Source organism: Bradyrhizobium sp. WBOS08, assembly GCF_024585125.1.
Lineage (GTDB): Bacteria > Pseudomonadota > Alphaproteobacteria > Rhizobiales > Xanthobacteraceae > Bradyrhizobium > Bradyrhizobium japonicum_B.
Window position 1 is genome coordinate 493,732 of record NZ_CP028988.1, and the last position, 22,711, is coordinate 516,442.

Sequence of the window (22,711 nt, forward strand, 5' to 3'; positions counted from 1 at the left end):
ATAACGCCATACGTTATACACAAGCATGATCCAGAGCTTCGCCAACTCCGAGACAGAGTTGATCTGGTCCGGGCGGCGAAGTCGAAAACTGCCGCCCGACATCCAAAATACGGCTTTGCGAAAGCTGCGTTTGCTGAATCAAGCACGGGTGTTGGCCGATCTCTGGGTTCCGCCGGGCAACCGGCTCGAAGCCATGAAGGCTGATCGCCAGGGCCAGCACTCGATTCGGATCAACGATCAGTGGCGCATCTGTTTTGCTTGGGACGACGGAGGACCGAGAGATGTCGAAATCGTCGACTACCACGACTAGGAACGGTCTCCTCCGCAATCCTCATCCCGGCGAAATCCTGCTGGAGGAGTTCTTGAAGCCGATGGATCTCAGCCAGAACGGGCTGGCGCGCGCCGTCCGCGTGCCACCGCGGCGCATCAACGAGATCGTCCTGGGCAAGCGCGACATCACGGCCGACACCGATCTGCGGCTCGCCCGCTATTTTGGTCTGTCGGAAGGCTTTTTCCTCGGACTCCAGATGGACTACGATCTGATGCAGCGACGGCGCGAGATTGATCGCGACCTCAAGGCCATCCGGCCACGCGCGGCGGCCTAGTTCCAGCCGATGTCCAAATTCCCACCCAAACCCGGCCCCATCAGCGCCAAGCCGCTCGGGATCCTGCTCGACGACGTCTTTGCCGAGGCCTATGCCAAGCAGGGGTTCGCGGCGCGCGAGCTGGTGACGCGGTGGGCGCAGATTGCGGGAGCCGAGATCGCCGCCCATGCCGAGCCGTTGAAGATGCAATGGCCGCGGCCGGTGGAGGGACAACCGCAGGAGCCGGCGACCCTGGTGCTGCGGGTCGAGGGACCGATGGCCCTGGAGATCCAGCACTCCGCCGACGTGATCCTGGAGCGGGTCAATCGCTTCTTCGGCTGGAGCGCGGTCGGCAAGCTGGCCTTCCGCCAGGCCCCTCTGTCGCGGCCCCAGGCCCGGAAGCGGCCGGCCCCGCCGGACCCCAAACGCGTCGCCAAGGTGGCCGAGAGCCTGGGGGAGATCGAAGATGAAGAACTGAAGACGGCGCTGGCCCGGCTCGGGGCCGCCATCAAGCGAAATTGAGCCTCATTTCGCGGCCAATCTGGACCCGTCATCGTCGCTCGCCATTGCCTCAAACCACGTTTCAAGCTAGCGACAGGCCGCCCGGGAACCTCGAAAAGCCCCGGGGCGAGACCACGCCAATTCGGGAGCCGACCGTGATCATCACCCGCCGCGCCTTCACCACGATGCTGTCGCTGACCGGGCTTGCCGCGCTCGCCGGGCTCTCGCCGCTCCGCCTCATCTCCGACGCCATGGCGCAGTCGGCCGCCGACGTCGCCAAGCCGGTGTCGCTGCCTGACATGGCGCTCGGCCCGAAGGATGCCGCCGTCACCATCACCGAATATGCCTCGATGACGTGCCCGCACTGCGCCGTCTTCAACGAGCAGGTATTCCCCAAGATCAAGAAGGAATACATCGACACCAACAAGGTGCGTTACATCTTCCGCGAGTTCCCGCTCGACATCAAAGCCGCCGCAGGCTCGATGCTGTCGCGCTGCATCGCCAAGGACGACGCGCCGAAATATTTCGCGGTCACCGACATGCTGTTCCGCCAGCAGAACGACTGGGTCATGAAGAACACCACCGAGACCCTGACGCGGATCGGCAAGCAGGCCGGCCTCACCCAGCAGCAGGTCGAAGCCTGCCTGAAGGATCAGGCGTTGCTGGACAAGATCGCCGCCGACCAGAAATACGCCAGCGACGTGCTCAAGGTGGATTCGACGCCGACCTTCTTCATCAACGGCGAGAAGATCAAGGGCGAGACCTCGTTCGAGGAGTTCGCCAAGAAGATCAATCCGCTGCTGAAGAGCTGATTCGCACGCCACCGCTCTGATTCGCGCATCCAAAGCCGTATCTTTCCCGGCATAAATCCCTTGGGAAAAGCGGCTTTCGCCGGTTGCCCTCGCTGCCCACCGCGGCCATTGTCCAGCCGCATGAGGCGCCTCGCGCGACTCGCCCGGATAGCGACATTGCCTTTCATGGTATTGTCCCGGCAGGGGGATTCGCGCCTGCCAACAGAGATGCGTGCTTATGAAAATCACCCGCCTGCGCCTTCACGGCTTCAAGTCCTTCGTTGAGCCCACGGACTTCGTCATCGAGCCCGGCCTGACCGGCGTGGTCGGCCCCAACGGCTGCGGCAAGTCGAATCTCGTCGAGGCGCTGCGCTGGGCGATGGGCGAGACCTCCTACAAGAGCTTGCGCGCCGCCGACATGGACGCGGTGATCTTCGCCGGCTCCGGAAACCGTCCCGCGCGCAACCACGCCGAAGTGACGATGACGATCGACAATGCCGATCGCACCGCGCCCGCGGCGATGAACGACAGCCAGCTGCTCGAAATCTCCCGCCGCATCGAGCGCGAGGCCGGCTCGGTCTATCGCATCAACGGCCGCGACGTGCGCGCCCGTGACGTCCAGATCCTGTTCGCCGACGCCGCCACCGGCGCGCGCTCGCCTGCGCTCGTCCACCAGGGCAAGATCGGCGAGATCATCCAGGCCAAGCCGGAGCAGCGCCGCCGCGTGCTGGAAGACGCTGCCGGCGTCGCCGGCCTGCACGCCCGCCGTCACGAAGCCGAGCTGCGGCTGAAGGCGGCCGAAACCAACCTCACCCGCGTCGAGGACGTGATCGGCCAGCTCGCAGGGCAGATGGAAGGCCTGAAGAAGCAGGCCCGCCAGGCGGTGCGCTATCGCGAGGTCGCGGCCAAGGTCCGCAAGGCCGAAGCCACGCTGTATCATCTGCGCTGGATCGGCGCCCATGCCGACGTCAACGAATCCGGCCAGACCCACGACCTCGCCGTGCGAGAGATGGCCGAGCGCACCCAGCACCAGGCGGAGGCCGCCCGCATCCAGGCCATCCGCGCCGCGGAGATGCCCGCCCTGCGCGATGCGGAAGCGCGCGCCGCGGCCGGACTGCAGCGCCTCACCAATGCCCGCGAGCTGCTCGACCGCGAGGAGGAGCGCGCCAAGGAGCGCGTCGCCGAGCTCGAGCGCCGCCTCGCCCAGTTCGAGGGCGACATCTCGCGTGCCCAGCAACAGACCATGGATGCCGACGTCGCGCTGCAACGGCTCGACACCGAAGACGCCGAGCTGAAGGAAGAGATCAAATCGCGGGTCGAGAAGCGCTCCGGCGTCGACGAGCGTGTCGCCGAGGCCGAGGCGGTGCTGACCGAGACCGAGCAGCGCTTCGCCGAGCTCACCACTGCGCTCGCCGACCTCACCGCCAAGCGCAATCAGCTCGAGGCCAACGTCCGCACCCACCGCGACAAGCTCGCCCGGCTCGACCAGGAGATCGCAAACGTTGCCGCGGAAGAGCAGAAGCTCACCGAGGCGACCGGCGGCTTCGGCGATCTCGACGAGCTGACCGCTCTGGTCGAGACTGCGGAAGAGACGCTGGCGGCGTCCGAAGCTGCGGCACAGGCCAGCGAAGCTGCCCACGTCGCGGCCCGCCAGACCCTGGAATCCTCGCGCTCGCCGCTGGTCGAGGCAGACAAGCGCGTGCAGCGGCTGGAGACCGAGGCGCGCACGATCTCCAAGATCGTCAACGGCGAGACCAAGAATCTGTGGCCGCCGATCATCGACGGCATCACCGTCGACAAGGGCTTCGAGAAGGCGATCGGCGCCGCCCTCGGCGACGATCTCGACGCCCCGATCGATCCGTCGGCGCCGATGCGCTGGACCAATGTCGGCCACACCGAAGGCGATCCGGAGCTGCCCGAAGGCGCGGTGCCGCTCGCCAACCACGTTCAGGCGCCGGCCGAACTGGCCCGCCGCCTGGCCCAGATCGGCGTGGTGCCGCGCGAGCGCGGCGCCGAGCTGGTGTCGCAGCTCAAGACCGGCCAGCGGCTGGTCTCGCCCGAAGGCGATGTCTGGCGCTGGGACGGTTTCGTCGCCGCGGCGCATGCCCCGACCGGCGCGGCCCGCCGCCTTGCCGAGCGCGCCCGCCTCGTCGACATCGAGAACGAGCTCGAGCAAGCCCGCATCGACGCCCAGATCAAGCGCCAGGCGCTGGAGAACGCCGAGTCCGAGCTGCAGATGGCGGCGAGCACCGAAGGCGCCAGCCGCGAAGCCTGGCGCGCCGCGCAGCGCGAGCTCAACGTCGCGCGCGAGCGTCATGCCAACGCCGAGCGCGAGATCAGCCGCCATGCCGCGCGCAAGGCGACGCTGTCGGAAGCGCACAGCCGCCTCGCCGCCGACCGCGCCGAGGCCGAGGCTGCCTACGAATACGCTCAAGCCGGCATCGGCGAGCTGCCGTCGAGCGAGGACACCGAGACGCGTCTTGCCGCCGTCCGCAGCGACATCGAAGGCCATCGCCGCATGGCCGCCCAGGTCCGCGCCGAGGCGCAGGCGCTGGCGCGCGAGGCCGAGCTGGCCGACCGCCGCGTGCAGGCGATCCTCGCCGAGCGCACCGAGTGGCAGAACCGCAAGGAGAGCGCGGCCTCCCATATCGACACCATCCAGGCCCGCATCGCCGAGCTCACGATCGAGCGCAGCGAGCTCGAAAACGCACCGGCCGTGTTCGCCGAGAAGCGCAGCGCGCTGATCACCGAGATCGAGTACGCCGAGAACGACCGCCGCATGGCCGCCGATGCGCTCGCAACCGCAGAAAGCGCGATGGCCGAGACCGACCGCGTCGCCAAGCTGACGCTGGAGGCGCTCTCCAGCGCGCGCGAGGCCACCGCCCGCGCCGAGGAGCGCATGGAAGGCGCCCGCCGCCGGCTGGAAGACGTCGAACGCGAGATCCGCGACATGCTCGAGGTCGAGCCGCAGGCCGTCGCAGGCCTCGCCGAGATCGAGCCCGGCGCCGAGCTGCCGCCGCTGCACGACATCGAGGAAGAGCTCGAAAAGATGCGCCGCGACCGCGAGCGTCTCGGTGCGGTCAACCTGCGCGCCGAGGAGGAGCTGCGCGAGGTCGAGACCCAGCACACCGGCCTCGTCACCGAGCGCGACGACCTCGTCGAAGCCATCAAGCGGCTGCGCCAGGGCATCCAGAGCCTCAACAAGGAGGCGCGCGAGCGGCTGTTGACCTCGTTCGAGGTCGTCAACAACCACTTCAAGCGCTTGTTCGTCGAGCTGTTCGGCGGCGGCGAAGCCGCGCTGCACTTGATCGAGAGCGACGACCCGCTGGAAGCCGGCCTCGAAATCATCGCCAAGCCTCCGGGTAAGAAGCCGCAGACGCTGTCGCTGCTGTCGGGCGGCGAGCAGGCGCTGACCGCGATGGCGCTGATCTTCGCGGTGTTCCTGACCAACCCCTCGCCGATCTGCGTGCTGGACGAAGTCGACGCGCCGCTCGACGACCACAACGTCGAACGCTACTGCAACCTCCTGCACGAGATGACCGGCTCGACCGACACGCGCTTCATCATCATCACCCACAACCCGATCACGATGGCGCGGATGAACCGTCTGTTCGGCGTCACCATGGCCGAGCGCGGCGTCTCGCAGCTGGTGTCGGTGAGCCTCGCCGAGGCCGTGGACATTCTCGACCAGAACGTGGCGTGAGTCCGCAGTCGCGCCACACCCATTGACGTCATCATCCGCCTTGTGCGCAAATTGCGCACTGGAGCGGATGATCCAGCACGCCGCGGCTCCTCGGCTGACGGCACTGTCTCGGAGTACTGGATGCCCCGCCTTCGCGGGGCATGACCGCGGATGATGATAGCCCCCACCCTGCCCGCCGAACTGAAAGCCGCCCTCGACGGCAAGCTGCAAGGCTTTTCCCGCACCGACGCCGCGCAGCGCTCGCAGAAGATCTCGACCACCTATCGCGCCGGCGGCACCTCCGGCACCATCAAGTCCGAAGCCGACGCGCTCGCCTACGCACTCGCACGCATGCCCGCGACCTACGCGGCGGTGGTGGCCAGTCTCAATGCGCTGACCGAGATCGCGCCAAGCCTTGCCCCGGAAACGCTGCTCGACGTCGGCGCGGGCCCGGGCACCGCGAGCTGGGCCGCCGCGGAGGCGTTCCCGTCGCTGCAGGATTTTACGCTGCTCGACGCCAACGCCACGCTGAGCCGGCTCGCGCTCGAACTGGCGCGCGGCAGCTCGCGATTGGCGGAGTGCCGCTATCTGCCCGGCGATGCCGGCGGCAACCTCGCCGAGGTCTCCCAAGCCGATCTCGTCATCGCCAGCTACGTCATCGGCGAGCTCGGCGAAGCTGATCAGCGCAAGCTCGCGGACGCGATGTGGGCGAAGGCGCGCCACGCGCTGGTCGTGATCGCGCCGGGCACGCCGGCCGGCTACGGCCGCATCCTCGCGCTGCGCCAGCAGCTAATCGCGGCCGGCGCTTACGTCGCCGCGCCCTGCCCGCACGAAGGACCCTGCCCGCTTATCCCGCCCGACTGGTGCCATTTCTCCCAGCGCCTGCCGCGCTCGCAGGCGCACCGCCAGATCAAGGGCGCCGACGTGCCGTTCGAGGACGAACGCTTCATCTACGTCGCGCTGACCCGCAGCCCGCCTGCCGCCCGCGCCGCGCGCGTGCTGGCGCCGCCGGACGTGGGCAAGGCCGAGATCACGGCCAAGCTCTGCACGGAAGACGGCGTTGAGCTTGCGAAGGTACCTCGGCGCGACAAGGCGGCCTATGCAGCGGCCCGGCGCTGGCGCTGGGGCGATGCCGTCATCGCCGAAAGTTGACCTCATTGCTCGCTTTGCCTTGAACTTGGGCGGCTCCCCGTTCGACCAAGTCCTACCTCCCTTCCGCGTCGGGCTCTCATCCTGCACCGATTTGGTCTATCCTAGCGCCCGCCCGCTTTCTTTTCCCTTCAGGAGTCCTCCATGTCGACCGGCTGGATCGTTCTCGGCGTCATCGTCGTCCTCGCGCTGTTCGCCTTCAGCGCGTATAACCGCCTGGTGGCGCTGAGCCAGCGCGTCGGCCAGGCCTTTGCCGATATCGACGTGCAGCTCAAGCAGCGCCACGACCTCGTTCCGAACCTGGTCGAGACCGTGAAGGGCTATGCCACGCATGAGCGCGGCACGCTCGACGATGTCATCAAGGCGCGCAATTCGGCGATGTCCGCGCAGGGGCCGGCGCAGGTGTCCGCGGCCGAGAACCAGCTGTCCGGCGCGCTCGGCCGGCTGATCGCGCTGTCGGAGGCTTATCCGGACCTCAAGGCCAACGCCAATTTCCAGCAGCTCGCATCCGAGCTTTCCGACCTCGAGAACAAGATCGCGGCGAGCCGCCGCTTCTTCAACAGCGCGGTCCAGGAATACAATACCGGCATCCAGCAGCTGCCGGCTGCGCTGTTCGCCGGCATGTTCGGCTTCACCCGGAAGGACTTCTTCGATCTCGGCGCCAGCCGTACCGAGGTCGAGGCGACGCCGCAGGTGAAGTTCTGATTGCTGCGTGATCGGCTTCTCACTCTTGCCGTTCCGGGGCGCGTCGAAGACGCGAACCCGGGACCTCGACCGAGACACTAAGCTCCAGATTCCGGGTTCACGCCGTTGGCGTGCCTCGGAATGACAAGGAGCAAACGGAAGCAGCCATGGCCGCGTACGGTCTCTACACGCACATCGCCTCGAACAAGTCTCGTTCGATGCTGCTGCTCGCCGGCTTGTTCCTGCTGGTCTACGTGCTGGTCTTTGCCGGCGCACTCGTCGCCGAGGTTTTCATCGACAGCAACCGGACCGTCGCCTTCTACCTGACCCACGCCTTCCAGGATCTGAAAGTCGCAGCGCCTGTTGCAACCGTCGTGGCGGCGGTCTGGATCGTGATCGCCTATTTCTTCCACCAGTCGATGATCGACGCGGTGACCGGCGGCCACGGCGTCACCCGGCAGGAGGAGCCGCGGCTCTACAACCTGCTCGAAAACCTCTGCATCTCGCGCGGCATCACCATGCCGAAGCTGAAGATCATGGAGAGCCCGGCGCTAAACGCGTTCGCGACCGGCCTCAATCCCAGGCAATATTCCATCACCGTCACCACGGGTCTCCTCGATGCGCTCGATGACAAGGAGATCGAGGCGGTGCTGGGCCACGAGCTGACCCATATCAGGAACGGCGACGTCCAGCTGATGGTGGTCGCCGTCATCATCGCCGGCGTGGTCGGCTTCTTCGGCGAGATGTTCTTCCGCCTGTTCACGAATTTCAACTGGAGCTCCGGCGGCTCGTCGGGCTCCTCATCGTCCTCGCGCTCGTCCTCGTCGTCGAGCGACAGCAAGAGCTCCGGCGGCGGCGCGGTGATCGTGATCATCATCGCGATCGTCCTGATCGTGTTGGCCTGGCTGCTGTCGCAGGTGGTCAAGCTCGCGCTGTCGCGGTCGCGCGAATATCTCGCCGACGCCGGCTCCGTCGAGCTGACGAAAGATCCCGATGCGATGATCTCGGCGCTGCGCAAGATCGAGAATCGCGGCGAGCTGCCCGGTGCGACCTCGGCCGTGATGGAGCTCTGCGTCGACAATCCCCGCGAGGGCTTTGCCGATCTGTTCGCAACCCACCCCTCGGTGCAATCCAGGGTCGATGCACTGGTCAAGTTTGCCGGCGGCCGTGATCCGGGCCCGCTGCCGCCGACCGAGGCAACGGACGAGCTGGAAGCGCCAGCCGATCCGCAGGACGCCCCACCACCGCTCAGTCATGGCCCCTGGAACGGTGTCGACAGCCAAGCTGCTCCGCCGCCGGTGCCTTCGTCCGGCACCTCCGGAACCGCAAACAGCCCCCCGCTGGGCAATCCTATGGGTCCTTGGGGCCGTCATTAAGCATGCGTTGTGCCGCCATCCGCGGCAGTTTCGCCGCGAGTGGGAAAAACTTCGGGAATTGCCGTATCGACGGCCTGCGGAATTGAATTCTCCCTTGTTTCTGCCATGTTCGCGCCCAACAGCAGACTCGGGACATCCTTGGGGCATTCCTTGGGACATCGATTTGGGGCCCGGCCGATTGCGACCTCGCGATCGGGGGCGCGTTAGGGGACAGCAATGGCAAAGCCGGCAGTGGTTGTGGTGGGCGCGGACAAGGGCGGGGTCGGCAAGACCACGGTGTCGCGCACCTTGCTCGATTATTTCTCAGCCAACAACGTGCCGACGCGCGCCTTCGACACGGAATCGCCGCGCGGAACCCTGAAGCGCTTCCACCCCGACATCACCGAGATCGTCGACATGACGACGACGGCCGACCAGATGAAGATCTTCGATACGCTGAACGCCGTCAGCCCTTCGGTGACCGTGATCGACGTCCGCGCCGGCTTGCTCTCGCCGGCGTTGGCCTCGCTCCGCGACATCGGCTTCCTCGACGCCGCCAAGGCCGGCCAGATCACCTTCGCCGTGTTCCACATCCTGGGACCCTCGATCGCCTCGCTGGAGGAGATCGCCGAGACCGCGGGCTTCATGACCGGTGCAAAATATTTCCTGGTGAAGAACTTCATCAACGACACCCAGTTCTTCCAGTGGGACCAGGCGACCTACAATTCCTACTTCCACCGCATCAAGGACGCCACCGAGCTGACCATCCCCAAGCTCAACGAAATGGCCTACGAGCAGGTCGAGGTGTCCTCCGTTCCGTTCCTGAAGTTCGTCGCCAACAAGGGCATCAACGACGAGGCCGCGAACTATTCCTTCGTGCTGCGCGGCTATGTCCGGCACTGGCTGGCCAACGTCTGGAGCGAGTTCGACCGCATCCGCCTGACCGACATCGTCGGTTCGAAACCGGTGACCCGCAACAGCGAAAAATAGTTGCGCAAGCCGGGCTGATACGGCTGGATTGGTCGTCAAGTTCGACCGATATGGCTGTCGATGTCCGCAACGCCCGTCTACATCATCTGCTCGCCCCGCCCGCAGGTCGGCAAGACGCTGCTGGCGCGGCTTTTGAGCGAATTCCTGCTGCTCAAGAACGGCAACGTCGCGGCCTTCGACGTCAATCTGAAGGAGCCGTCGCTGCTCGACTACCTGCCGGGGGTCACCGAGACCGCCGACGTGATCGACACCTACGGCAAGATGCAGCTGATGGACCGCGTCATCGTCGACGACGGGCTTGCCAAGGTGATCGACCTCGGCTTCCACGCCTTCGACGAGTTCTTCAAGATGACCGAGGAGATCGGCCTGTTGAAGGAAGCGGCGCGCCGCCACGTCGCGCCGCAGATCCTGTTCATCGCCGACACCGACCGCGTCTCGGCGCGCGCCCACGAGATGCTGCGCGGACAGATCCCGCGCATGAACCTGATCACGGTCGACAACGAATATGTGGTGCGCGGCGAGCTGCCGACGGCGATGGAAGGCGGCCGGCTGCTCCGCCTGCCCGCTCTGCCCGGCTTCCTCAAGACCTATGTCGACCGGCTGAACTTCTCCTTCACCCGCTACCTGCGCCAGGAGAAGGACTCTTCGACCGAGCTGCATCAATGGACCCGGCGCAATTACCTCGCCTTCCGCGAGCTCGAGCTCAGCCTGATCCTGCAGCGGTCCTGAATATTTTACCCGGGTAATATTGACAGGAGCCAGACGTGCCGCTACTGGGGTGCGCAGCAACGCCCTCAGTTAAAAGGCCCCGCCCGTGAGCATCGACCGGAAAGCAGCAATCGCCGCCTATAAGGAGCGCAAGACCATCGCCGGCATCTTCGCCGTGCGCTGCGCGGCCTCGGGCGAGGCCTGGGTGGGCCAGGCTCCCAATCTGGAGACGATCCAAAACCGCATCTGGTTCTCGCTGCGCCAGGGTAGCCACACCTGCCGCAGTCTCCAGGCCGCCTGGACCACGTATGGCGAGGCTGGCCTGACCTTTGCCGAATGCGAGCGGCTGGAGGACGAGGACAGCGCCTATGTCAGGAACGCGCTGCTGAAGGAGCGCCTGCTGCATTGGCAGGCCGAGCTGGAGGCCGAGGCGATCTGACCGCTGTGGCGAGTCAGTGTCCCTCGAACGTCATCAGCGTGCGCACCGGCACGTCCATGGCGCGCAGCTTGGCGGCGCCGCCGAGCTCGGGCAGGTCGATGATGAAGCAGGCGGCCACGACGTTGGCGCCGATCTGGCGCAGCAGCTTCACCGCACCTTCCGCGGTGCCGCCGGTGGCGATGAGATCGTCGACCAGGATCACGCGCTCGCCGGGCTGGATCGCGTCGACATGCATCTCCATCTCGTCGATGCCGTATTCGAGCGAATAGGCGATCCGCACGGTGGTGTGCGGCAGCTTGCCTTTCTTGCGGATCGGCACGAAGCCGGCCGAGAGCTGGTGCGCCACCGCGCCGCCGATGATGAAGCCCCTTGCCTCCATGCCGGCGACCTTGTCGATCTTGTTGCCGGCCCAGGGATTGACGAGCTCATCGACCGCGCGGCGAAAGGCGCGCGCGTCCGCGAGCAGGGTCGTGATGTCGCGGAACATGATCCCGGGCTTCGGATAGTCGGGAATGGTGCGGACGCTCGCCTTGATGTCGTGGTCAAAGGTCATTTGTATCCCATGTTAGCTGTCATTCCGGAGCGGCTCGAAGAGCCGAATCCGGAATCTCGAGATTCCGGGTTTGATGCTGCGCATCGCCCCGGAATGACGAGCATGAAACATGCACTCAATTTGCCCCGGCATCCAGCCGGAACGCATTCTCAACAATCTTCAGTCCCACCTCATTGCCGAGCGACATCAGCGATTCCGGATGGAATTGCACGCCGGCGACCGGCAGGGTCTTGTGCTCCAGCGCCATGGCGACACCGTCCTCGGTGCTGGCGGTGACGGACAGCACCTCCGGCATGCTGTCGCGTTCGACATAGAGCGAGTGATAGCGGCCGATGACGATCTCGTTCGGCAGATTGCGCATCAGGCGCCCGCCGCGCACCTGCACCCGCGAGGGCCGGCCGTGCGCGGGATGGGTGAGCTGGCCGAGCTCGCCGCCGAAATATTCGCCGATGGCCTGCACGCCGAGGCAGACGCCGAACACCGGCAGCTTCTTCTCCAGCGCCGCATCGATTGTCTTGTTGATCGCGAAATCTTCCGGCCTGCCGGGGCCCGGCGACAGCACCAGCAAATCCCAGGTCTTCTGCTTGAGCATGTCGAGCGCGTGCACGTGGCGGACCACGGTGACGTCGGCGCCGACCTGGCGGAAATAATCGGCGAGCATGTGCACGAAGCTGTCGTCGTGGTCGATCAGCAAGACCCGCTTGCCCGAGCCGGTGGCATCGGGCGCGAAAGTCGAAAGCGGCTTCGGCGGATCGCCGCGCAGCGCCTGGAACAGCGCGGCGGCCTTGACCTGGCATTCGCGGTCTTCGGCGGCGGGATCGGAATCGAACAGGCAGGTGGCGCCGACGCGCACTTCGGCGAGGCCATCCTTCATGCGGATGGTGCGGATGGTGAGGCCGGTGTTGATGCTGCCGTCGAAATTCACCGCGCCGATTGCCCCCGCATACCAGCGCCGCGGCGAGCGCTCGTGATCCTCGACGAACTGCATCGCCCAGAGCTTCGGCGCACCCGTGACGGTGACGGCCCAGGCATGGGTGAGGAAAGCATCGAGCGCGTCGAAGCCGGGACGCAGCATGCCCTCGACGTGGTCGACGGTGTGAAACAGCTTCGAGTAGGTCTCGATCTGGCGACGCGCCAGCACCTTGATGGTGCCGGGGACGCAGACGCGCGCCTTGTCGTTACGGTCGACGTCGGTGCACATGTTGAGCTCGAACTCGTCCTTCTCCGAGTTCAGGAGTTTACGGATCTGCTCGGCATCGCCGATCGAATCCGTTCCGCGCGCGATCGTGCCCGAGATCGGGCAGGTCTCGACGCGGCGTCCGTCCGAGCGCACGAACATTTCCGGCGAGGCGGAGACGAGAAACTCGCCCTCCCCCAGATTCATCAGCGCGCCGTAAGGCGACGGGTTGATGACGCAGAGGCGCTGGAAGACTTCGGCCGGCGATCGGTCGCAGGGCTCGGCAAACAATTGTCCCGGCACCGCCTCGAACAGATCACCGCGCGCGAACGCCGCGCGCGCGGTCTCGACCGTGGCCTGATATTCGCCGGGCGCATGGTCGGCAAAGCCCTGGCGCGGCGTTTTCAGGTACGGGCTTTCGGCGGTCTCGCGCGGCAGGCCCGCAGTGGACTTGCCCTTCCAGGCGAAATCGTAGGAGAGCACGACGCCGCGGCCGGTAGCGCGGTCATAGGCCAGCAGGCGATCGGGAACGTAGAGCACGATGTCGCGCTGGTCCTGCTCGCGCGGGCGCTTCTGCACGAGATCCTCGATCTGGAAGACGAGGTCGTAGGCGAAGGCGCCGAACAGGCCGAGCAGCCCGTCATCATTGGCGGAGAAGGCGGCGACGAGGTCGCGCACCAGCGACATCACACTTGCGCGCCGCGTGCGCTGATCCTCCTCGACCGGCGCGTCGCCGCGGATGATGTGGCCTGCGAGGCGCACGGGCGTCTTCTCGGAGATCACCACGCAGGGCTCGCGCAGGACGTCGCCGAGGAAAGCGATCAGCACCTCTCCTCGCGGATTGAGCGCTTCGAGCTTGAAATTAAAGCCCGTTGTCTCGAGCTTGAGCGGCGGATCCGAGAAGCCGAGGTCAAAACTCTCGTAGCGGCCGGGCACGGTCGTACCCGAGGACAGCACCACGCCGCGGCGGCGGTCGAGCAGATTGATCAGGTCGTCGAGCCGGCTGGCGCCGCCGGTAAACTGCTCTGCCACGCGCGTGATCGCAAGACCTGCGCGGGTCGCATAGTCGCTTCTGGCCGGGAGGGCAAAGACGGTCCTGTTCATGTCGTCCTCTTACGAAACTTGCCGAGGGAACGCCACACAGGACAAACGAGAAGGCCGCCGCGCTGTGCAGGCGACCTCAGACGATTTGGGAAAGAAAAATCGCACCGGCCACCTCGTCAGGAGGTGCGCCACCAAAGACGGGCTGGGCGGACGGCGGTGCTCATGGGGCGATACTCACCATGGCGCGGGGACGGCGTCAAGGGCCGCCCCATCTGCGAGGGTCGGCTTCGGGCTATTGCTCGAGAGGGTCAGCCTCCCAGCCGAACCTGCTCTTCTTCCGATCCCATTTGAGCACGGAATAACCGTCGCATTCCATGCATCCCCAAAGGACGAGCTTGCCGCGCTTGTCCTTCGAAAGAGCCGCGAACTGGCGGTTGGTACGTACGGCGTCGACAAAGCGCACCTTAGGCTTCTCGCCGTCCGGCTGATCGAGGATCAGCATGAACCTGCCCTTCGGGCCGGCACACTCCTGAAACACACCGACCACGGCGATCTGCCTCGTGGCGGCGCCGTCGAAGCGCCCCTCGACGGCAAAGGACATGCCGGCGTCCTTCATCACATCAGCGCCGTTCTCGACCAGCAGCTCCTTGGGAATCAGGTCCTTGCGGAATTCGGTCGCCTTGCACCAGCTCTTGCGGATCTGGTTCGCGGGGATGCCGCGAACCTCGGTCGTGAACGGGTGGAATTCCGCGATGACCCACCAGGCCTCTGCCTTGAGGTTGCCGTTCAGCGTGACGAAGGCCTGCTCTGCCGCCGCCTGGGCTGTCGTCAACGCAACGATGCCGGCAATGGCGGCCACGCCCCCAACGATCAGGCCGCGCACGCGGCGGGTGAAAGAAGACGTCGCCATACTTCGCTGCTCCCGATCGATCGCTCCGGGTCTCACCCCAGATGCTTGCGGAAAAACTCCGTCGCCCTGCCCCAAGCGAGCTCGGCGGCCTCGCGGTCGTGCACGGCCTGGCGCTGCTCGTTGACGAAGGCATGCTCGGCATCATAGCGGAACAGCTCGAGCGACTTGCCGGCGGTCTTCATCGCCTTTTCGAAGCCGTTGACCAGCTCCGGCGTGCACCAATCGTCCTTGTTGGCAAAGTGGGCCTGGAGCGGAATCTTGACGTCGGCGGGCTTGGCGGCCTGCTCCGGCGGGATGCCGTAGAACACGACGCCGGCCGCCAGCTCCGGAATCCTGGTCGCGCCGATGATGGTCACGGCGCCGCCGAGGCAGAAGCCGGTCAGGCCGACCTTGGCGCCGTTGCGCGACAGATATTGCGCGGCGCCACGCACCGTCTGCGTGGTGGCGTCCATGAAGTCGAGCGAGTTCATCTCCTTGTTGGCGCTGTCGGTGTCGTGATACGGCACCACCTTGCCCTTGTAGAGATCGGGCGCCAGCGCATCGAAGCCGGCCAGCGCGAAGCGGTCGCACAGGCCCTTGATCTGATCCGACAATCCCCACCATTCCTGGATCACGACCACGCCCGGCGCGTTGCCGCGCGCGGCATTGGCGAGATAGCCCGAGGCGTCCTTGCCGTCCGGCCGCTTGAAGGTGATGGCGGTTCCCATGGTGTCCTCCGGTGAGTTTCTGAGGGAGCGGTTGACGGCATTTTGGCGGGTGAGCGCAGAGGACGCAATCACCGCGCAAACAAACTCTCGTGCCCCGGATGCTGCGCAGCGCGCCCCTGGCGATGCGAAGCATCGTCCAGTCCGGCGTGATGCGCTGCTGTTCCTGGGGCCCAGTCGGAAGCATCCTGGGTCCCGGCTCGCGCTTCGCGCGTCTGGGACACGAGAGCAACAAAAAAGCCCCCTTGCGGGGGCTTTCTCATGTCTTGTCTCGTCAGGCGCGGCCTCAATGCGAGCTGGCCCAGACCTTCTTTTTGGTGAAGTACATCAGGCCCGCGAACAGGATCAGGAACACGAAGACCTGGAAGCCGAGGGTCTTGCGCGCTTCCATGTGCGGCTCGGCGGTCCACATCAGGAACGTGGTGACGTCCTTGGCGTACTGCGCAACCGTCGTCGGCGAGCCATCGTCATAGGTCACCTGGCCGTCGCTGAGCGGCTTCGGCATCTTGATCGCGTGGCCCGGGAAGTACTTGTTGTAGTAGGACCCCTCCGGGATGGTCACGCCCTCAGGCGCCTTGTCCTCATATCCCTGGAGCACCGCGGTGACATAGTCAGGCCCCTGCTCCTGGTACTGGGTGAAGACGTCGAAAATGAACCAGGGGAAACCACGCTTGTAAGAGCGCGCCTTGGTGATCAGGGACAGGTCGGGCGGCGCCGCACCACCGTTCGCCGCACGCGCAGCCTGCTCGTTCGGGAACGGCGAGGGGAAATAGTCCGCCGGCCGGCCGGCCCGCTCGAACATGTCACCCGCATCGTTCGGACCGTCCTTGACCTTGTACTCGGCTGCAAACGCCGACGCCTGCGCCACCGAATAGCCGGGCCCGCCGGGCTCGGCGAGATTGCGGAAGGCGACGTAAGACAGGCCGTGGCAGCTGGCGCAGACCTCCTTGTAGACCTTCAGGCCGCGCTGCAGGGCGCCGCGATCGAACGTACCGAAAGGCCCAGCGAAGGACCATTTGTTGCCCGGAGGCTTGTCGCCGCCTTCAGACGCTTTCGCGCTGTCGATCGAGCCCGCGAACAACGAGCCGGCGAGCGCCAGCACGATCGCGGTCGACACCATCGGTGTCGATCGGCTGCCGGTCTTGGCCAGCACCGCATCCGAGATCGAGTTCGGCACCGGCCGCGGCTTCTCGATCCGCGAGAGCAGCGGCAGCACGATCAGGAAGTAGGCGAAGTAGCAGAACGTCAGGATCCGGCCGGCAATGACGTAGATGCCCTCCGGCGGTTGCGCGCCGAGATAGCCGAGCAGGATGCAGACAACGACGAAGATCCAGAAGAACTGCTTGGCCAGCGGGCGATACTTCGACGACTTCGTCTTCGCGGCGTCCAGCCAGGGCAGGAAGCACAGGATGATGATCGCCCCGAACATCGCGACGACGCCAGCGAGCTTGTCCGGAATCGAGCGCAGGATCGCGTAGAACGGCAGATAATACCATTCCGGCACGATGTGCGGTGGCGTCACGCCCGGGTTCGCCGGAATGTAGTTGTCGGCGTCACCGAGATAGTTCGGCATGTAGAAGATGAACCAGGCGTAAAGCAGCAGGAAGCAGGCGACGCCGAACATGTCCTTGATGGTGGCATGCGGCGTGAACGGCACCGTGTCCTTTTCCGTCTTCGGCTCGACCCCATCAGGGTTGTTCTGGCCGGCGACGTGCAGCGCCCAGACGTGCAGCACGACGACGCCCGCGATCACGAACGGCAGCAGATAGTGCAGCGAGAAGAAGCGGTTCAGCGTCGGGTTTCCGACCGCATAGCCGCCCCACAGCAGCGTCACGATGCTCTCGCCGACATAGGGAATGGCGGAGAACAGGTTGGTGATGACGGTGGCGCCCCAGAAGCTCATCTGGCCCCAGGGCAGCACGTAGCCCATGAAGCCCGTGGCCATCATCAGGAGGTAGATGATGACGCCGAGGATCCACAACACCTCGCGCGGCTCCTTGTACGACCCGTAATAAAGGCCGCGGAACATGTGGACGTAGACGGCGACGAAGAACATCGAAGCGCCGACCGCGTGCATGTTGCGCAGCAGCCAGCCGTAGTTCACGTCGCGGACGATCAGCTCGACCGACTTGAAGGCGAGATCGGCATTCGGCGTGTAATGCATCGCCAGGATCACGCCGGTCAGGATCTGCATCCCCAGCATGAAGGAGAGGATGGCGCCGAAGGTCCACCAATAGTTCAGGTTACGCGGGGTGGGATAGGCGACGAACGAGGAGTGCATGAGGCCGAAGATCGGCAGGCGCCGCTCGATCCATTGCAGGGCCGGATTGCTCGGCTGGTAGTCGGATGGTCCGCTCATGATGCGATCCTGAGGAAATAATACGACGAGACGGCGCGAAGCTTCGGACGAAGGTCCGAAGCTCAGCCGATCTGGATTTTGGTGTCGGAAACGAACTGGTACGGCGGCACTGGCAGGTTCGAGGGCGCAGGGCCCTGGCGGATGCGGCCGGACGTATCGTACACCGAACCATGGCAAGGGCAGAAGAACCCGTCGTAGCTGCCTTCATGAGCGATCGGGATGCAGCCGAGATGGGTGCAGATGCCGATCACGACCAGCCACTGATCGTGACCGGACTTGACCCGAGCCTCGTCGGTCTGCGGATCGGGCAGGCTCGCCACGTTGACGGCGCGCGCCTCCTCGATCTGCTTCTTGGTGCGGTGGCTGATGTAGATCGGCTTGCCGCGCCAGAACACCTTGATGTCCTGGCCCTCGGCGATCGGGCTGAGATCGACCTCGATCGGCGCACCGGCGGCGATGGTCGAGGCGTCAGGATTCATCTGCGAGATGAAGGGCCAGAGCGCGGCCGCGCCCCCTACTGCCGCAGCTGCCCCGGTTGCAACGAATAAGAAATCACGGCGTGTCGGATGGTCCGCCGAAGACGCTGTCGTCACGATTCCAACCCTTTCTTCTTGTGCAACCGGTGGAACCGCTCCAGGGGGCGCCCATGAGGTCCCCGGAAAGGCTGCCGGCGCCCGCGGCCCCCCGCGGCGGCAGAACTTCGCTTATTCGCCTCTAAATAGGCGAAACAGCAGTCCAGAATCGTTCTATTGGCACCCTTGCCGGGCGAGCGCAAGCCCGCTATCGGCGCGGGGGCGTGCCATGCACGAATTCCCGGGCAGGCGATGTTTTATTGAGACATTTCCAATCCACAACCAACCCGCCATTCCCGATGCAGATAGCGCTTTTCCAACCCGACATCCCCCAGAACACCGGCACGATTCTCAGGCTCTGCGCCTGCCTCGGGCTGGACGCCCATATCATCGAACCGGCGGGGTTCCCGGTCTCCGACCGCGCGTTCCGCCGGGCGGGAATGGACTACCTCGGCCATGTCAGCATCGTCAGGCACGATTCCTGGCCGAAGTTCGAGGACTGGCGCGCCGCCCACGGCCACCGCCTGCTGCTGTTCACCACCAAGGCCGCCACCGACTATCGCGATTTCCGTTACCAGACGTCGGACATCCTGCTATTCGGGCGCGAGAGCGCCGGCGTCACCGAGGCGGTGGTCGAGGCCGCGGATGCGCGGCTGGTGATCCCGATCCGGGCCGGGCTGCGGTCGCTCAATGTCGCCATGAGCGCGGCGATGGCCGCCGGCGAGGCGCTACGGCAGGTCCGGACCCCGCAAGTCTGAAGGCCAGAGGAGAGACGATTGAGTTACGCGGTCAAGGAAATCTTCCTGACCCTGCAAGGCGAAGGCGCCCATGCCGGACGCGCCTCCGTGTTCTGCCGCTTTGCCGGCTGCAACCTCTGGAGCGGGCGCGAGGCGGACCGCGTTGAGGCCACTTGCAAGTTCTGCGACACGGATTTCGTCGGGACCGACGGCACGCTCGGAGGCCGCTACGGCTCGGCCACCGAGCTCGCCGACACCATCGCCGCGCAATGGCGCGCCGCCGAAGCCGACCGCTACGTGGTGCTGACCGGTGGCGAGCCGCTGCTCCAGGTCGACGCCGCGCTGATCGAGGCGCTCCACGCCCGCGGCTTCGAGATCGGCGTCGAGACCAACGGCACCATCGAAGCGCCCGATGGCCTCGACTGGATCTGCGTCAGCCCCAAGGGCGGCAGCGAGCTGGTGCTGCGCCAGGGCCACGAGCTGAAACTGGTCTACCCGCAGGCCCTCGCCACGCCCGAGACGTTCGAGCACCTCGCCTTCGAGCGCTTCTCTCTGCAGCCGATGGACGGACCCGAGGTGATCGAGAACACCGCGCGCGCGATCGACTATTGCCTGCGCCACCCGCAATGGCGGCTCAGCGTGCAGACGCATAAATCGCTCGGTATCAGATAGGACAGATCTCGTAGGGTAGGCAAAGCGAAGCGCGCCCACCATTCAGGATGACGATAAAAAGACGTGGGCACGGCGCAAGGCGCCTTTTGCCCACCCTACGGCACACTCCTACGGCACACTCCGCGTGGTAAGCGACCGGGAATGAAGATGGACAATTCGACGATCGAAGACCGCAAGGCCCGCGCCCGCACCTGGTTCGAATCCTTGCGCGACGACATCTGCGCGAGCTTCGAGCGGCTCGAGGACGACGCCCCGCAAGACCTCTATCCGGGCGCAGCCGGCCGCTTCAAGCGCACGCCCTGGCAGCGCGCCGACCATACCGGCGCGCCCGGCGGCGGCGGGGTGATGTCGATGATGCACGGCCGGCTGTTCGAGAAGGTCGGCGTGCACTGCTCGACCGTGCACGGCGAGTTCGCCCCTGAATTTCGCGCCCAGATTCCCGGCGCGGCGGACGACCCTAAGTTCTGGGCCTCCGGCATCTCACTGATCGCGCATATGCGCAATCCGAACGTGCCCGCCGTGCACATGAACACGCGCTTCGTGGTCACCACGAAAGCCTGGTTCGGCGGCGGCGCCGATCTCACCCCGGTGCTCGACCGCCGGCGCACGCAGGACGATGCCGACACCATCGCCTTCCACGCCGCGATGAAGGAGGCCTGCGCGCAGAACAGCGGCGTTGCCGATTACGACAAGTACAAGACATGGTGCGACGAGTATTTCTACCTGCCGCACCGCAAGGAGGCGCGCGGCATCGGCGGCATCTTCTACGACTGGCACGACAGCGGCGATTGGGAGGCCGACCTCGCCTTCACCAAGGACGTCGGCCGCGCTTTCCTGAAGGTCTACCCCGACATCGTCAGGCGCAATTTCGCCCGCGCCTGGACCGCCGCCGACCGCGAGGAGCAATTGATCCGGCGCGGCCGCTACGTCGAGTTCAACCTGCTCTATGATCGCGGCACCATCTTCGGGCTCAAGACCGGCGGCAATGTCGATTCGATCCTGTCGTCGATGCCCCCGGAGGTGAAATGGCCGTGACCGTTTCGAAGCAGCTCCCCCGCGCCATGCTGATCGACATGGACGACACCATCCTGTCGGCCTATGGCCGGCCCGAGATCGCCTGGAACACGATCGCGAACGAGTTCGCCGAGGAGCTTGCGCCGCTGCCGCCACCGCAGGTCGCGACCGCGGTGCTGGCCTATGCCAGGCAGTTCTGGTCGACCGCGGAGCCGATCTGGCGGATGAAGCTCGGCGAGGCGCGGCGGCTCACAGTGCGCGGCGGCTTCGCCGCGCTCGCCGCCGACGGCCATCGCGCCCTCCCGGACGATCTCGCCGACCGCATCGCCGACCGCTTCACCACCTTCCGCGAGGAAGCGATCTTCGTCTTCCCCGGTGCGCATGATGCGATCGACGCGTTCAGGGCACGCGGCGTCAAGCTCGCGCTGGTCACCAACGGCGCCGCCGACATGCAGCGCGCCAAGGTCGAGCGGTTCGAGTTGGCGCATCGCTTCGACCACATCCAGATCGAGGGCGAGCACGGTTTCGGCAAGCCCGAGGAGCGCGCTTATCTGCACGCGATGGAGGCGCTCGGCGTCACGCCTGCGGACACCTGGATGATCGGCGACAATCTGGAATGGGAAGTCGTGACGCCGCAGCGGCTCGGCATCTATTCGATCTGGATCGACGTGCACGGCGACGGCCTGCCCGAGGGCTCGACCGTCAAGCCCGACCGCATCATCCGCTCGCTGAGCGAATTGGTGCCGGATAGGCCCTGAGCAGGCCGCCCAACAAAAAGTCGAAAAACAACCCCATGCACAGTAGACGGCCCCTGCAAAATCAAGGGCTTACGGATTTTGCGAAACGCCTTTGATGAGTCAGTCAAAACAGGGGCATGACGTCGCACGATCAAGAGGCGGATGCCCAGAGGCTCAGTGCGGCAGCAGGATCTTGTGCACCACGCCGGACCCACCGCCGGATTCTATCGGCACGACCGGCCTGCGTGATCGGCCCGTCATGACCGCCTGCTAGCTTCCCTTCCGGGTCAATCACGCGAAAGGAACACTCCATGGACTTGAAAGCCGGCGATGTCGTGATGCTGAAATCCGGCGGCCAGCCGCTGACGGTTGCGGAGGTGAAGGAGAGCGACGTGCTCTGCCTCTGGATGGGCATGGAAGGCGACCTGTTCCGCGAGACGCTGCCGCTGGCCGTGCTGGTGCAGGTGGAAGAGGACGATGAGGAGGAGGAGGAAGACGACGAGGACGAAGAGTAGGCGCGCTCAAGACCGCATCCCGGTCAGGCCGGCCTGCTACGCGTTCGATATCCGCTGATCTGCCAATCGCGGGGCAACAGCGGACATGGCTGGATGTCGCAGAAAGGCCAATAGCCGACCCGCCGCATCATAGATTTTTCACCAAGCGCCGGTGGAGCGTTGCGGCGTTGGGCTGCCTGGCGGCCCACTCCAGATTGCGTTCGCCATCGATCTTCACCCAAGACGTACGGGTCGGCGCATCGTCGCCAGTGAGCGAGTTGAACGTACATGATGCCCTTTCTCGCATGATGGCGCCGAGGGAATCCTGAGCCTGGTAGTCGATGAGCGCCACATACTGAACCGGCGGGTGCCGCGCTGATTGCATCATGAATCTTCTGGTTGACTCGGGTACGGCCCGTTCCGGCTCTGCGAAAAATTCGTCCCACGTGATCGTTCTTCTGGAGTCTTCCAGGTCGATCCGTTGATAGGTGGAAGGATCCGCCAGCCGCTCTTGAATCGCCTTTTCGCAGGTCTGCACAAATTGGGACGTGAACGGCGGATGGCTACGCATGTAAGCATTACCGAGACCCGCGATACCGAGGACTACGAATGCTGCAATGGCGAGCTTGATCTTCATCTCTGAACAGCACTCCAAGGGGTTGGGACACCTGCGAGCCCGTCGCTCAAGGAAAACCACAGACTCATACGGCCTCAGGGCTAGCAAGCAGCAACGAACGGACTACTGTAACCCGACTAAGACTAAGCGTGCATTAACCGGCGCGCACAACCTTTCATTCTGGAGTGTGGTACTGCCGCTGGCGCGTGCGACGGCGAGTTGGCCGATTTGTTCTGGTC

Annotated in this window: 23 protein-coding genes; 16 read left to right on the plus strand and 7 right to left on the minus strand. The window is 65.4% G+C overall.

Annotated features, from left to right (window positions below; all coding sequences use genetic code 11):
• Positions 1 to 25: 25 nt before the first annotated feature.
• From DCM80_RS02305 to DCM80_RS02355, 11 genes are all read left to right on the plus strand, one after another.
• Positions 26 to 310, plus strand: coding sequence for a type II toxin-antitoxin system RelE/ParE family toxin (locus DCM80_RS02305; RefSeq protein ID WP_257195559.1), 285 nt, complete (start codon positions 26 to 28; stop codon positions 308 to 310).
• The gene (locus DCM80_RS02310) at positions 282 to 605 is read left to right on the plus strand and encodes a HigA family addiction module antitoxin (RefSeq protein WP_257176132.1); all 324 of its coding nucleotides are present in this window, start codon (positions 282 to 284) and stop codon (positions 603 to 605) included. The genes DCM80_RS02305 and DCM80_RS02310 overlap by 29 nt, the downstream gene beginning before the upstream one ends.
• 9 nt (positions 606 to 614) lie before the next feature.
• Positions 615 to 1,106 (plus strand): DUF721 domain-containing protein, encoded by a 492-nt coding sequence (locus DCM80_RS02315; protein WP_028134867.1) that lies wholly within the window; start codon positions 615 to 617, stop codon positions 1,104 to 1,106.
• Positions 1,107 to 1,240: 134 nt separating this feature from the next.
• Complete coding sequence (locus DCM80_RS02320) at positions 1,241 to 1,897, plus strand: DsbA family protein (RefSeq protein WP_028134866.1); 657 nt, start codon at positions 1,241 to 1,243, stop codon at positions 1,895 to 1,897.
• Positions 1,898 to 2,114: 217 nt separating this feature from the next.
• A complete protein-coding gene (gene smc, locus DCM80_RS02325) occupies positions 2,115 to 5,579 on the plus strand; it encodes a chromosome segregation protein SMC (protein ID WP_257195560.1) in 3,465 nt (1,154 codons plus the stop codon).
• 150 nt (positions 5,580 to 5,729) lie between these two features.
• Positions 5,730 to 6,710, plus strand: coding sequence for a small ribosomal subunit Rsm22 family protein (locus tag DCM80_RS02330; protein WP_257195561.1), 981 nt, complete (start codon positions 5,730 to 5,732; stop codon positions 6,708 to 6,710).
• Between the two features lie 141 nt (positions 6,711 to 6,851).
• Positions 6,852 to 7,412, plus strand: a complete 561-nt coding sequence (locus tag DCM80_RS02335) for a LemA family protein (RefSeq protein WP_257195562.1) — start codon at positions 6,852 to 6,854, stop codon at positions 7,410 to 7,412.
• A gap of 146 nt (positions 7,413 to 7,558) precedes the next feature.
• Positions 7,559 to 8,767 (plus strand): M48 family metallopeptidase, encoded by a 1,209-nt coding sequence (locus DCM80_RS02340; protein WP_257195563.1) that lies wholly within the window; start codon positions 7,559 to 7,561, stop codon positions 8,765 to 8,767.
• A gap of 216 nt (positions 8,768 to 8,983) precedes the next feature.
• Positions 8,984 to 9,736: a hypothetical protein gene (locus DCM80_RS02345; RefSeq protein WP_128924119.1), complete on the plus strand. Its 753-nt coding sequence runs from the start codon at positions 8,984 to 8,986 to the stop codon at positions 9,734 to 9,736.
• A 60-nt stretch (positions 9,737 to 9,796) separates the two neighbouring features.
• Positions 9,797 to 10,465, plus strand: coding sequence for a hypothetical protein (locus tag DCM80_RS02350; protein ID WP_257195564.1), 669 nt, complete (start codon positions 9,797 to 9,799; stop codon positions 10,463 to 10,465).
• Between the two features lie 85 nt (positions 10,466 to 10,550).
• Positions 10,551 to 10,883, plus strand: coding sequence for a GIY-YIG nuclease family protein (locus DCM80_RS02355; RefSeq protein WP_257195565.1), 333 nt, complete (start codon positions 10,551 to 10,553; stop codon positions 10,881 to 10,883).
• 13 nt (positions 10,884 to 10,896) lie between these two features.
• Here DCM80_RS02355 and DCM80_RS02360 read toward each other — a convergent pair whose 3' ends face one another.
• The 6 genes from DCM80_RS02360 to petA form a co-directional block, all read right to left on the minus strand.
• The gene (locus tag DCM80_RS02360) at positions 10,897 to 11,436 is read right to left on the minus strand and encodes an adenine phosphoribosyltransferase (protein WP_018323310.1); all 540 of its coding nucleotides are present in this window, start codon (positions 11,434 to 11,436) and stop codon (positions 10,897 to 10,899) included.
• Between the two features lie 115 nt (positions 11,437 to 11,551).
• Complete coding sequence (locus tag DCM80_RS02365) at positions 11,552 to 13,717, minus strand: anthranilate synthase component I (protein WP_257195566.1); 2,166 nt, start codon at positions 13,715 to 13,717, stop codon at positions 11,552 to 11,554.
• A 232-nt stretch (positions 13,718 to 13,949) separates the two neighbouring features.
• Positions 13,950 to 14,567: a hypothetical protein gene (locus tag DCM80_RS02370; protein ID WP_257195567.1), complete on the minus strand. Its 618-nt coding sequence runs from the start codon at positions 14,565 to 14,567 to the stop codon at positions 13,950 to 13,952.
• Positions 14,568 to 14,599: 32 nt separating this feature from the next.
• Entirely contained in the window at positions 14,600 to 15,274 is a 675-nt protein-coding gene (locus DCM80_RS02375) for a dienelactone hydrolase family protein (protein WP_257195568.1), read from the minus strand.
• Positions 15,275 to 15,557: 283 nt separating this feature from the next.
• The gene (gene fbcH, locus DCM80_RS02380) at positions 15,558 to 17,630 is read right to left on the minus strand and encodes a cytochrome b/c1 (protein ID WP_257195569.1); all 2,073 of its coding nucleotides are present in this window, start codon (positions 17,628 to 17,630) and stop codon (positions 15,558 to 15,560) included.
• 62 nt (positions 17,631 to 17,692) lie between these two features.
• Positions 17,693 to 18,223: a ubiquinol-cytochrome c reductase iron-sulfur subunit gene (petA, locus tag DCM80_RS02385; protein ID WP_028134854.1), complete on the minus strand. Its 531-nt coding sequence runs from the start codon at positions 18,221 to 18,223 to the stop codon at positions 17,693 to 17,695.
• A 278-nt stretch (positions 18,224 to 18,501) separates the two neighbouring features.
• On the opposite strand from petA, the gene DCM80_RS02390 reads away from it, so the two are divergent.
• The 5 genes from DCM80_RS02390 to DCM80_RS02410 all read left to right on the plus strand — a co-directional run bounded on the left by DCM80_RS02390 (position 18,502) and on the right by DCM80_RS02410 (position 21,877).
• Entirely contained in the window at positions 18,502 to 18,960 is a 459-nt protein-coding gene (locus tag DCM80_RS02390) for a tRNA (cytidine(34)-2'-O)-methyltransferase (RefSeq protein WP_257195570.1), read from the plus strand.
• An 18-nt stretch (positions 18,961 to 18,978) separates the two neighbouring features.
• Entirely contained in the window at positions 18,979 to 19,611 is a 633-nt protein-coding gene (gene queE, locus DCM80_RS02395; protein ID WP_257195571.1) for a 7-carboxy-7-deazaguanine synthase, read from the plus strand.
• A 147-nt stretch (positions 19,612 to 19,758) separates the two neighbouring features.
• A complete protein-coding gene (hemF, locus tag DCM80_RS02400) occupies positions 19,759 to 20,646 on the plus strand; it encodes an oxygen-dependent coproporphyrinogen oxidase (RefSeq protein ID WP_257197857.1) in 888 nt (295 codons plus the stop codon).
• Complete coding sequence (locus DCM80_RS02405; RefSeq protein WP_257195572.1) at positions 20,637 to 21,383, plus strand: HAD family hydrolase; 747 nt, start codon at positions 20,637 to 20,639, stop codon at positions 21,381 to 21,383. Before hemF ends, DCM80_RS02405 begins: the two co-directional genes overlap by 10 nt.
• 290 nt (positions 21,384 to 21,673) lie before the next feature.
• Positions 21,674 to 21,877 carry a DUF2158 domain-containing protein gene (locus DCM80_RS02410; protein WP_257195573.1) on the plus strand — a complete coding sequence of 68 codons (204 nt, stop codon included), beginning with the start codon at positions 21,674 to 21,676 and terminating at the stop codon, positions 21,875 to 21,877.
• Between the two features lie 127 nt (positions 21,878 to 22,004).
• On the opposite strand, the gene DCM80_RS02415 is transcribed toward DCM80_RS02410, so the two are convergent.
• The gene (locus tag DCM80_RS02415; RefSeq protein ID WP_257195574.1) at positions 22,005 to 22,493 is read right to left on the minus strand and encodes a hypothetical protein; all 489 of its coding nucleotides are present in this window, start codon (positions 22,491 to 22,493) and stop codon (positions 22,005 to 22,007) included.
• Between the last annotated feature and the right edge of the window lie 218 nt (positions 22,494 to 22,711).